The organism is Pseudomonas sp. Pme6b, from assembly GCF_058129925.1.
In genome coordinates this window covers 607,040-619,181 of sequence record NZ_CM176704.1, presented here as the reverse complement: position 1 = coordinate 619,181, position 12,142 = coordinate 607,040, and the positions used below count along the sequence as shown (strand labels likewise).

Sequence of the window (12,142 nt, the reverse complement as noted above, 5' to 3'; positions counted from 1 at the left end):
GTAGGAAACATCTCTTTCTCAGCATCAATAACTATCTACGACCTGACGCCCGTTGCTTCTGATTAATTGAGGTCCATCGTCGCCGGCCCTAAGGCCGTCGCTCAAACCTCAGCGCCTCAAGCGCGCAATGGAACGCCTGTCATGACACAAACACTGTCCTCTTTGGCTATAACGCCTACACCACTGAAACCTGCCGATACCTGGCCTGCCGCCTCCGCCGCACTGAAAAGGCTCGATGAACTGCGCACACTTCTGGCCATCGAGCTGAAGGCCCAGCCTGGCCCGGGCGAAGCGCTGTTGACTGCGCTTGGCGGTGCCGATGTTTCTGAAAGGGAACTGGAAATATTCAGCCTGCTGCAACAGACCGATGACTACTGGACAGACCCTGGCAAAAACGCTGAAAGCCGCCGCGACCGGCTTGTACCTGCCTTGCAGCGAGCCTTGCGTGATGAAGCCAGCGTCAGGATTCACGAGCGTGATCTGGAGAGTGGCTATCTTGTCTGCCTGCCGGACTCGCCCGATCAAAGCCCGGCGCTCACTTACGCCTCGCTGCATGTGCAACTGCACGATGACGAACACGTTGAAATGGCAGGCGCGCTGGCGATATCCGAGGAACAGGGACGCACGCTGCTGATGTTACCCGGGCTCGGTATCATGGGCTTTGCCACGCAGGCACTGATGCTCGCAACCCTGGCGCGCTGGCTCAACACAGCGACGTTGCAGGATGCTCTTCTGAACACGATGGAAAGGCGTCATCAAGATCAGCTTTTCAAGATCATCCAGGACGCCGACCTTTACCTTGAGCCATTCAAGGCTGAAGACCTGCAACTACAGCCGGTCACCACCACCCCCTTCATGCATGTCCTGGATCGCCTGCTGAACAAGCAGCGCAATGACATTCGCCATGCGTGCGAACGACCTGATACTGAAGACCGGGCAACACGTCAGGCGCTGATTCAGGCAGCCATCGACATGCGCGGCCTGCTTGGCCCTGCCTACATGCTCGAACTGCGCGAACTGACCAACAGGCAACGTCAGTATCATCGAAGCCTGCCGGACTGGATGAAGATTGCCAGCGAAGCCGACCTGCAGACCTATGCCTGGCACTTGCGACACTACGATGAGGCGCATGCAGCGATGCTCAGTGTACTGGGCAGCGCGGCCTCTCCAGAACATTTTGCCGAAGCACGTTTGCGCACCCGGCTGGCCGATGACCTGGGCCATGATCTGGACCCACGCGCATTGACCATCGACACGCGGCGCACGCTGCCATCCACGAGCGAGACCTACCGCGTGACATGTTCACTGGTCGAGCTGGCACTCTATGGCCTGCACCCGGAAGACGAGAGTGCAGGCTCGGACTTTCTCGATCACACCGTTATCACTCTTGATGGCAAACCGCTTGATGCAGCCTGCTCGGCATTGAATCCGGCTTACCTTGCCGGAGTTATCGATGAGCTCGATCTGCGGGCGGAGTTTGGCGAGTTTCAACGCAAGGCTTACCAGCAAGAGCACAACCGGCAAATGCTCTGCGCACTGGCGCGAACCCGACTGACCGCGCAGGGTTGGGCGGCGAAGATGCAGGGGCATATCCAGCCCGGTGATTTCGCCATGGTCGCGGCACTGACCGGCCCGGCAGCGCGCGCATCCGATCCAGCACTGCGTGTACAACAGATCAAACTCAACAACCGCAACGTGATGGCCAGATTGCTGGTGTTTCGCAAGCAGGGTGCCGAGGGGCGTACGCAGCGGCTGATCATGGTCGCCACCGATGCACCCGGGCAGCAGTACTTCAAAGCCTTCGACACTGAAACCCAACTGCTGCACGAGGTGGTCGGCTGGACTGCTTCGCCATCAATGGTCAACTACCTGCTCGATCAGGTGGAAGTGGATGCCCGTGCGGCACTGGCAGAGCAACTGACGGCACTGGCACTCAAACCCCAGCCTTCGAAAGACTTCATTCAGTTTATTGATCATGCGGACTGCGAGTCGGCCTTGCGCCGCTTTACCGACGAACAGACCCGCATATTGCTTTCCGAACAGGCCAGGCATACGCCGGACTGGTACCTGCGCGCCAGTCGCGCCCAGCGCCGGGAACTGCTGGCCCTTGAACAGGCCATTGGCGGAGCGCTCGACAACTATCAGGCGCAGCCACACACCGGAGTCAAGCCATTCAAGGATTACGTACACCAACGTGCCAGCCAGCAAATCGGCAAGCTGCTGAACGTACCAGCCGGCACGGTAGACCCCGACCTGATCGTAATTACCACCGAGCGCGAAACACTGACCTACACCGACATGCTGCTCAATGGCTATGACGACAGCATTGACCCCTTGCGTGCTTCCGCAGCAACCAACGCGACGTTCAGCGGCCCGGAAGGCATCGACGTGAGCGCGCTGTCAGCTGCTGCCGTTGCAGGTTCGGTGCGCGGTCAGTGGCTGGCGGACGAGTACATTGCCTTGATCAGAAACACCCTGCTGAACAGCGAAAGCGAAGGCTACGCCTACCGTCGCCAGTTCAGCGTGATAATCACGCAACTGCAGATGCAGGCAGCGGCATTGCGCAGCGTGCTGAAAGGTCATATCGAAGCAGCGCACTATGCGTGGTTGAAACAATCTCTGGATAACGCCCACCTTGACGACACCGCCTCCCGCGAGCGATATCCCCTCTACCCGCTGCAAGTGCATGTGGACAAACCGTTTATCGCCTCGGGGCTGACCGGCGTCGATCAACTGGTCATTCCCAGTACGCTGCTCACCCACGTCGAAACCGTGCAGGGCTGCGTGGTGATCCTGCCGACACAGACTCGCCATGCTGCGCTGCTCTACACGCCGCAGGCGCCTGACGGTATCGAGTTTCGTCTGTTCAGCGACTTTGTGCGCTCGCTCGTTAGCGAAGGCATGATCGATTACTACAAGGATCGCTGCCGGATCAAGGCGCGTCGAACCTTGTCGTTCTTGCTCCGCGACATGCAGCAGGGCAAGGCCAACAAACCTCCGGTCATTCCCAAGGCATTCATTGCAGACTTCGCCGACACCTGTTTCAACAGGCCGCTGGAGCGCAGGTTGCGTGATGTGGAAGAGACCACCACCGGCCGCAACGACATGCTCGTCCGGCTGATCTGGGTCAGCGTCGAGATAATTGCTACCGCCTTGACCCTGCCGTTCCCACCGGCAAGCTTTGCGGTTGGCAGCCTGCTTTCATTGCATGACAGCGGGCAGGCAGTTGCCGCCTTGACTGAAGGCGACCAGCAACGCGCTGCAACATACATGCTCTCGGCACTCTTCAACGGCATCGGCGCAGGCAGCGACTTGTTGGTTGGCATTAAGGGCTTCGGCGGCGTATTGCATCAGCTTGAGCACGGTCATCAATCACCGCCGGTCCTGCGCTCGTTCCAGCGCCAGTCCTCGCTGCCGCGTTACGAGGACCTGTACCCGGTTGAACTGCAGGAGCAGGTTTTTCTGATCGGCAAGCCCAACGCCCATGATCACGCCGCAGTTTTCCATGCACCCCACGTCGCCTCGGCGCCCCCGATGGCAACCGGTCAGTTCGCCCTGCGAGAGGCCGCTGGTGCCTGGCAGCCGCTCCTGCCACCGCCCAACGCCGTGGCGCGCGTGCCTTCGGGGTTGCGCACCGACCTGGCAGTCGACGTTTCGCTGGATAACGTGCCACGTATCACCGACGGCCACGCGAAAGGCGTGTACGCACTCAACGGAAAAAATTACATCAGGTTGTCAGATCACACCTTTCAGGTTCAATACGATGCGCATCTGCGCTGCTGGCAGATCATCGATCCGGCCAATCCATTCGCATTCTTCGGCAAACAGCCGGTTCGCCTGAATGAACAGGGCCAGTGGCTGGTCGTCGACCGGCGCTTGCGCGGCGGCGGGCTGGACGGTCCGGGGAGCTATAGGCCACTGCCTGAAGATGCCGCCGCAGGCTCGCTCAACACGTTGATCGACTATGAGATGCCAAGCACCATGAGAGCGCATCTGGACATCGTCATCAGCAAGGAAGTCTTTGACCCGACCGGCGCAGGTCTGGAAATCTATTTCGAGACCTATTTCACGGAAATACGCCAGACCTTTACAGCGTTTCGGGAAAAGCTCTACCAGGACGCTCAGGCATTTTTTGCCCGATTTTCTCCGCCGCCCAGGCCGACACTGCCCGCTTATGGCCTGCCCGGTAGAGTCGAGACGCTGATCGAGCACATCTTCACGCACAGCAACGGGTTGGTTTTCAGCGAGGCCCCAAAGTCGGTAGCCAGCAAGCGCCTGCTCCTGCTCAACATGCCATTGCTGGCAGAACAGCGTGTCGAGGTCCTGTACATCGAACACCTGCTCACCGACAAACACCTGCGCAAACTGGCCAGATATCGCCAGTTGGGCAAAAAGAGTCGCTCTGGCTCTCATGAGCTCAAGTACTACCTGCACGACGTCAATCGCGGCGCCTTGAACAACTCGAGCAGCGAATACGACTACTACCACCTGATCAAGGAAGCCCACCGTCACGGCATCGAAGTGCGCCCGTTCAGCTCGTCGATAAGCTACCCGTTTTTCGGCCATTCGGTGCTGGCCGCCGCTGATGATCCGGCAGCGGCCAGCAAAATGAGCAACTTCTTCGGGCACAGGCTCATCAGCCAGGACATCGCACCCGGCTCTTCCAAGCGCTGGGTCGCACTGCTCGACCAGAAACTTGCCACGACGCATGATCAGGTGCCCGGCATAGCCGAGACCCGCATAAGTGAAGGTACCAACGGGTCGCATCAAAGCACGCCGACTCGCTGTGACTTCACCATCGCGTTTGCCGACCCTGCGCTGCCGGGCGTTCCGCTGCCCCCCGCCACCCCTGTGGATGACATGCTGATCCGCGAGCTGAGGGTCTCCGTTGCCGAGGGCGAGCATTGGGCGGGCCAGTACGGGTTTGTCCACGGCGAAAACACTACCTGGCTACGCGTACCACCCGAAGAGTGGACTGCCGACAGCCCGATGACAGCGATCCAGCAATCCTTGGCCGACGCGACCTATGAGATGCCGCTTGATACCAGAACGACGCTTCATACATTGGCGAACTTCGAAAGGAAAGGGCTCGACATGGAGTATTTTTTTGAAGACACAAAACTCGACACTGTTCGCAATACGTTCGCCCAGCGCCGCAAAAATCTGCAAAAGGACGCCGCCACGATCAGATCAGCCCAACTGCCACCTCGCCCGACATTGCCAGCCATCGAGCCACAGACGAGCACGGCGGGGCTGCTTGAAACCCTGTACCGTCACACGGAAGGCATCGTTATCGGCGAGTCGCATTTTTCTGTTTCGAGCAAAAAACTGATTATCGACAACCTGCCATTGCTGGCGCGGCAAAACGTCAAGACGCTGTACATGGAGCACCTGCTGACCGACCTGCATCAGGCGGACCTGGATCGTTTCTTCGAAACCGGCCAGATGAGCAAAACGTTGTTGCATGACCTGAAAATCCTGGACCGTGGGCATCACACCGATCCGGACAAGGTCTATAACTTCGAACAACTGATCATCAAGGCGCGGCAGTACGGCCTGGAGGTCCGCGCTATCGACTGCGCAAGCAGCTATCACCTCAAAGGCATTGCCAGGGAAGAGTCCATCACCCGCCAGCAGATGATGAATTACTTTGCGTCGCGCACAATCCGCAGGCATCAGGACGTGATGGGTTCCCACAAATGGATCGCGCTGGTTGGCAACAGCCATTCCAATACCTACCAGGGCGTTGTACCCGGTATTGCAGAACTGCAAGGAGGGATCGGTCTGCGGGTTATCGATGTGGCACCAGGGAAATCGACCGGCGTAGTACCGGATCCGGGAGAGCTTGTTACGGGAGGCATAACCAATGAACAGGTCTACATCAAGGGCGATTACCGAGTGGCTATGGAAGTGTCGCGCCCAGAGTCAGCCAGGCTCTTGAGCATTGACCAACGCCTCTTCAAGCCGGGAATGTTTCTGGTGCAACAGGGCGAAGGCGATTTGCAGACCATCGTCCATCGTGCTCGTGACACATGGATTCATCGCACACCGGTGCAGCGCAATGCCGAGGGCAAACTGTATCTGGAGCGTGTGCGTTGGCCGCGTATCCACCTCAAACCCTTCGACGACATGGACGCGCTGGTGACGGCCCTCGAGGCGATGAACCTCACCCGCATTGCCTGAGAGGCCAGGCTCAGTCTGGCGTGATCTTCGGCAAGCGCTGCTCCAGTATCTGGTGCAGCGCACTCTGCACCGGCCAGTTGCGCATAAACCGCGCCCGGTCACGCGCGTAGGCTGCTGCAAAGGACGATTGAGAACTGTGCTGCTGCATGGCATCCAGGTCGATCATCGCCCAGCGATCGGTGCGCCAGAACAGGTTATGCCCCTTGAAATCACCATGACTGATACGCGCCTGGATAAGCTGTGCGAACAGCGTGTCCAGCGCCAGCAGTTCGGCCTCTGGTGCATCACCGGTTGCCACATGGGGAGCGAAGCGCTCGATGATGTCCGGTCCCTCGATAAACTCGGTCACCAGCCAGGCTTTGCTGCGCAAGCCGAGAAAACGCTTTTCCTGAACTGCCAGCGGTTTTGGCGTGGCGATGCCGAGAAACATCAGGCGGTTACCTTCGCGCCATGAATGCCAGGCCCGGCTGGGACGCCAGAAGCGCTTGAGCCAGTGACTGAAATTCTTGATGTTGTAACGCTTGATGACCAGCGTACGACCACTGATTTCGACACGGCCGACGCTCGCAGCGCCACCGGTCTTGTACAGATGCCCCTTGCCGAGCAGGGCATCAGCCTGAGCCAGCACCGGTAGCATCGCGGGTTCTTCCTCGCGACGAACAGCACGGAACACCGAAGCGCTGTCCTCGACGCTGAACAGACTGCAATCGCGCACGGTCTTGCTCATGAAGTCCTTGAGCCGCCAGCTGCGAACCTTGTCGATCTGCTTTTGCAGCGCCTCCATCGGCAAACCATGTTCGGCGTTGCTCAACAGGTAATGCACCAGCAACTCTTCAGTGAAGGGCTCGAAAGACCTGGGCAACTGGGCGAAGAACACGCCGAGGTTTTCCAGCACCTTTTGCCGGGACAACGGTTTGCCGGCCTGCTCGGCGCGAATGCCAGCACCATCAATCAGGTACAGCCGGCCTTGGTGGCGCAGCAGATTGTCCAGATGCAGATCTTCCTGCCACAAGCCTTTGGCGTGCTGTTGAGCGATGGCGCTCAGCGCCTCGCCGAGCACGGCTTGCTGCTCATCCGCCAGCGGTGGCAGGTGCTGGACAGCATTCCAGGCATCGCCCAGGCTTGACGCCTGCTCCAGAAACTCGAACAGCAGCCAGCCACCCTCGCCATCCTGCAAACCGTCGGCAAGCAGCAGCGGAGTGGTCAGCCCCTGTTCGGCAAGCAGACGCACCCCGGCCAGTTCACGCTGAAAGTGCCGGGCCGCCTTGTCGCCCACCAGCAGTTTTGCCAGCACCGTTCGGCCTCGCCAAACGCCTGCGCCCACATAGCGCTGCCCCGGCAATACCCGCAGCAGGGTCAATAATTGCAGTTCAGCCGAACCGGCAGCATCGGCCAGCGTCAGACTCATCGGCAACTCGGGGGTACGTCCGGCATTCTTGAGTTCAGACAAGCGCATCAACGGGTCTCTTTATCATCGCGGTGTTGAAGGTCTCGTTTGTGAGCGCTGCGCTTGCCCAAACGCGCATTCCAGGCATCGACCAGCAAGCTGTCCGGAGTGGCTTGCAGATAAGCCGCCAACAGTTCGCGGCGATCGGCCTCATTCCACATCGGCGCGCGGCGCAGCAGCGGTTCGAGGTCCCGGGCAAGGTCACGCTTGCCGAAGATCACCGGACGGGTTTTCTCCAGGTCGATCAGTTGCGCCTGGTAGCCCTTTCCCACCGCCTGCAGAAAAATATGCTTGGGATAAAAGCAGCCATGAACCTGTCCGGCGCCGTGCAGCGTGCGCGCCAACTGGCCGCAGGCGTGAAGTACCGCCAGACGCTGGACGCTCTCCATCTGGTTCCACTGCTGCAACAGTTCGTCAAGATCGGTCCAGCCGTCCAGCGCACGCGTCATGAGGATCGCCCGGTATTCCCCGTCGACCTTGCGCTCGCCATAAAACACCGCTTGCAGCGCTGGAATGCCCAGCTTGCGGTAGCGACTGATGTTACGAAACTCACGAGAGAAGGACGGCTCGCCAAACGGATGATGCAACGTGTGGGTCAGGTAATTGCTCTGGCGCTTGAGGTAAAACCCCTGACCGTCCAGGTCGAGACGGAACACACTGCTCCAGCCGCCGCGCCCGGTATTGGGCTCGTCGACCGCATCAAGCCTGATGTTCCAAAGCGATTCAAAATCAGCCAGGTTGTGACGCGCCAGTAACGGCTGGTCAGCACTGGCAATAAAAACGCTCATTCACGGCCCTCGAAAAAGCTGACGATATGTCGAATACGTTTCTTGTCGGAGGCGTTCAACCGCGTTCGCTGACGGTACTGCAGGTAGAAGCGCAGACGCTGGGTAGCTGACAAGTGATACTTGGCGACCTTGTCCAGGCACGCCAGATCCTTGGTGATCCGATAGCGCAGCATGAAGCTCCACCAGAATGCGCCATTGGGGCAATCGATGAAAAACAGCTTGCCTTCGTCATCGACCAACAGGTTGCGCCATTTCAAATCATTATGTGTGAAATGGTTGTCGTGCATGGTCCGGGTACAGGCAGCCAGCTGATGACTTACAGCGTCGACCCATTGCCGGTCGGCCAGTCGCGGATCCTTGCGTTGCGCCAGCGCAGACAAGTCTTCGGTATTGGGCAAGCCGCGAGTGATCAGTGCGCCGCGATCATACGCTGCGCCGTTGCGCTCCAGCCCCCAGGCCACCACTTCTGCCGTGGGAATGCCCCATTTGGCAAAACGTTTGAGGTTCTGCCACTCGGACTTGACCCTGGGCTTGCCGATGTAACGGCGCAGGCCTTTGCCCGCACCTACGTAGCGTTTGACGTAGTAGTAAACCCCGGCGCGCTCGACGCGGATGACGTCGGACAGCGGGTCTCGGGTCAACTGCTGGCCTTGCAAGGCAAACACGGAATCCAGACTGCCGAAATCCTGCTGCAGAAAAGCGTACTCGGGCTCAAGCTTCCAGCCCGCCATCAGAGCGCATCCCCGTAGCGCACTTTGCGCTGATACAGCTTGTCGGCCTTCTTCTCCAGCCAGCTCAGCAGCGGCGCTTCCTTAAGCAGTATTTCGCGCAGCGGTTTCTGGAAATAACCCTTGAGAAAACGCAGCTTGTCGCGTCGCGTGAGACCAATGTCCAGCGCTGAAAAATACAACGCGGCCAGGTCCTTGTTGCGCCAGCGTGGTGTTATTGCTCGACGCGTCTGGGCACGGTGCAGGTCGATGACTGACAATCTGAAATCGTCAGCGGTGACCGGTGTGTCGGTGTGCAACAAAAAATGACAGATGTAACAGTCGCGATGGTTCACGCCGGCGCGATGCATCATACCGACCAAACGGGCAACTTCGGCGATAAACGCTCTTTTCAGACGGGGCTCCGGCGGCTCGTTGCGCCAGTTGATACTGACGTCTTCCAGGCTGGTAGTCGGGGCCAGCTCTTCAGTGACAATAAACGAATGCTGCGCGGCAGGGTTGCTGCCACGTTCACCATAGGCCACGGCCGTCATGGTCGGGACGCCGACTTCATGCAGACGCTCGATGGCGTCCCACTCCTTGCCAGCGCCCAGCACTGGCAACTTGGCAGTTGCCAGGTTCTTGGCGATTTCACCCCAGCCGATACCACGGTGGATCTTGACGAAATAACCACGCCCGTTGACCTCGGTGCGCAGCGTGCGGCGTCCTTCCAGCTCGCGGTAGACCTCGCCGCTCAGGCCCTCGACCTCGACGAACGCATCGCGTCCGGCCCACAGGCTCTTGAACGGTTCAGCCAGGAACAGCTTCATCAATAGTGCTCCGCCAGAATCACATCCGCAGCGTGTTGCGGCATGCTGTAAAGGTCCGCTGTGTCAGCAAAGGCCAGGCCATTACGACCCCAGGCGCTGCGCGCGTCATCATCCTCAAGCATGTCCGACAGGTAGCGATTGAGTTGTACCTGATCGAACGGCTCGTCCAGCACCCGCCCGCAGTCAGCTTCGGCTATGTAATGGGCGTACCCGCAGACTGCACTGACCAGAACCGGCAAACCGGCGACCAGTGCTTCAAGCAATACGGTGCCAGTATTCTCGTTGTAAGCCGGATGAATCAGCAGGTCGGCGCCCAGCAGAAAACGCGGAATATCGCTGCGCCCTTTCATGAACGTCACCTGGTCGCCCAGGCCCAGCGCCGCGCTTTGCAACTGGAATACTTTGGGGTCGTCCTGGCCGATTACAAACAGGCGGGTACGCTTTTTGAGCTCGGCAGGCAACGCCGCTAGCGCCTTCAGGCTGCGATCGACGCCCTTTGTCTTGAAACCGGAGCCGATCTGCACCAATAACAGGTCTTCGTCGGCAAGCCCGAATTCCTTGCGAAAGCCAGCACGGATGTCTGGTGCGTCCGGCGGTGCGCGGCGATCCTGGGAAATGCCCGGTGGCAACAAATGAAAGCGCGACGGCGGGGTGTCGTAATGCTTGATGAACAGCGGCTGCTGTACTTCGGAAATCATCAACACCTGAGTTTTCGAGTCTTTAGCAAACACCGCGCGCTCGTAGTCAGCAAAGTGGCGATAACGGCCCCACTTGCGATACAGCGGGCTGCGCAGGTTCTGCGCCTTGTCCTCGAAGCAGCCGTCGGCGGCGTAATACACATCCAGACCGGGCATCTTGTTGAAACCGATCAGACGGTCCACCGGGCGCCTGGCCAGGTCTGCTTCCATCCACGCCGTGAGCTTTTCATTGCGTCGATGATTGAAGAAAGCCTTGACCGGCGCTACCAGCACTTCAAAACCGGGCGGCACATCGCCTTCCCAGATCAGGGTGTAGACGCGGATCTGGTGGCCGCGCTGCTGGCACTCCAGAGCAATGCGCATGAAATCGCGTTGCAGACCGCCGAACGGAAAGTATTTGTAGAGTACAAAAGCCAGTTGCATCAGCCAGGTTCCTTTGCCAGCAACAGCGCGCCCAGTTGGCTCGCTACTCGCTCGGGATTCAGGCGAGTGAAGCACATCGGCCACTCGCGTTTAAGGTCGAACCGGCGCTGATCATCGGCGGTCGGTTGGTACGTGCATTTCTTTTGCAGGCAAGGTGTGCAGCCCGGATAGTCGCTGGCCAGATGCACCTGCGACTTGCCATACGCTCCGGTCAGGCCCGGGTTGGTCGGGCCGAACAGGGAAATGGTCGGCACGTCCAGTGCGGCGGCCAGGTGTCCGATTCCGGTATCCACCGCAACGCAGGCCTGTGCGCTGGCCAATACCCGCGCTACACCCGCCAGATTCAATTTCGGCAGCACGTGTGCGCTGTCCAGACCGTCGGCAATGCGCTCGGCGCGTGCCTTTTCTGCCGGGTTGCCCCATGGCAATTGCACCTGCAAACCGCGAGCCGCCATCAGTTCGGCCAGTTGTCGCCAGTACAACTCGGGCCAGTGCTTGGTGTCCCAGGTTGTGCCATGCAGAAACAGCACGAACGGAGCCTGCAACGTGTCATCCAGAGTCGCCAGCGGCTTGAGGCCGTAGTCGCCCATACCGGACGGCTGTGAATAACCCAATGCCTGAGCGAACAACTGACGCAGTCGTTCGACCGCATGCTGCCCGCGTGGCACTGCAAAAGCGCGGTCATAAAAGCGACTGGCGACCGGTTCGCGTGCCGAGTCGCGGTCCAGCCCCGCCACCGGCGCATCGACATAACGTGTCAGCCAGGCACTTTTGAACAAGCCCTGAGCGTCAATCACCAGATCGTAGCGCTGTTCGCGCACCTGCTGTTTGAAGCGCCGCCACTCCCCCGACCTGAAGGTCTGCCAGAGGTGCTTGCGCCAGCGGCGGATCGCCACCGGGATCACCCTGTCGACCGCTGGGTGCCAGGCGGGAATTTCGGCGAAACCCTCTTCCACTACCCAGTCAAAGCGGATGCCGGGCAGCGCTCGCTGCGCATCGGTCAGTGCGGGCAAGGCATGGATCACATCGCCCAGCGAAGAAGTCTTGATCAGCAGTACCCGCAAAA

7 protein-coding genes are annotated in these 12,142 nt (G+C 59.5%); 1 reads left to right on the top strand and 6 read right to left on the bottom strand.

Features of this window, described 5'->3' with window-relative positions; translation table 11 throughout:
• Positions 1–141 precede the first annotated feature (141 nt).
• Positions 142–6,183: a membrane-targeted effector domain-containing toxin gene (locus tag AC4ANE_RS02745; protein ID WP_058886995.1), complete on the top strand. Its 6,042-nt coding sequence runs from the start codon at positions 142–144 to the stop codon at positions 6,181–6,183.
• A gap of 10 nt (positions 6,184–6,193) precedes the next feature.
• On the opposite strand, the gene AC4ANE_RS02740 is transcribed toward AC4ANE_RS02745, so the two are convergent.
• From AC4ANE_RS02740 to waaC, 6 genes are read right to left on the bottom strand one after another with little or no spacing between them, the layout of a single operon-like run.
• Positions 6,194–7,639, bottom strand: a complete 1,446-nt coding sequence (locus AC4ANE_RS02740) for a lipopolysaccharide kinase InaA family protein (RefSeq protein WP_002551774.1) — start codon at positions 7,637–7,639, stop codon at positions 6,194–6,196.
• Entirely contained in the window at positions 7,639–8,418 is a 780-nt protein-coding gene (locus AC4ANE_RS02735; RefSeq protein ID WP_031594754.1) for a lipopolysaccharide kinase InaA family protein, read from the bottom strand. Before AC4ANE_RS02735 ends, AC4ANE_RS02740 begins: the two co-directional genes overlap by 1 nt.
• Positions 8,415–9,149, bottom strand: coding sequence for a lipopolysaccharide kinase InaA family protein (locus AC4ANE_RS02730; RefSeq protein ID WP_002551772.1), 735 nt, complete (start codon positions 9,147–9,149; stop codon positions 8,415–8,417). The genes AC4ANE_RS02735 and AC4ANE_RS02730 overlap by 4 nt, the downstream gene beginning before the upstream one ends.
• Positions 9,149–9,955 carry a lipopolysaccharide core heptose(I) kinase RfaP gene (gene rfaP, locus AC4ANE_RS02725; protein ID WP_002551771.1) on the bottom strand — a complete coding sequence of 269 codons (807 nt, stop codon included), beginning with the start codon at positions 9,953–9,955 and terminating at the stop codon, positions 9,149–9,151. Before rfaP ends, AC4ANE_RS02730 begins: the two co-directional genes overlap by 1 nt.
• Positions 9,955–11,076 carry a glycosyltransferase family 4 protein gene (locus AC4ANE_RS02720; protein WP_002551770.1) on the bottom strand — a complete coding sequence of 374 codons (1,122 nt, stop codon included), beginning with the start codon at positions 11,074–11,076 and terminating at the stop codon, positions 9,955–9,957. The genes rfaP and AC4ANE_RS02720 overlap by 1 nt, the downstream gene beginning before the upstream one ends.
• Positions 11,076–12,140 (bottom strand): lipopolysaccharide heptosyltransferase I, encoded by a 1,065-nt coding sequence (gene waaC, locus AC4ANE_RS02715; protein ID WP_031594753.1) that lies wholly within the window; start codon positions 12,138–12,140, stop codon positions 11,076–11,078. The genes AC4ANE_RS02720 and waaC overlap by 1 nt, the downstream gene beginning before the upstream one ends.
• Between the last annotated feature and the right edge of the window lie 2 nt (positions 12,141–12,142).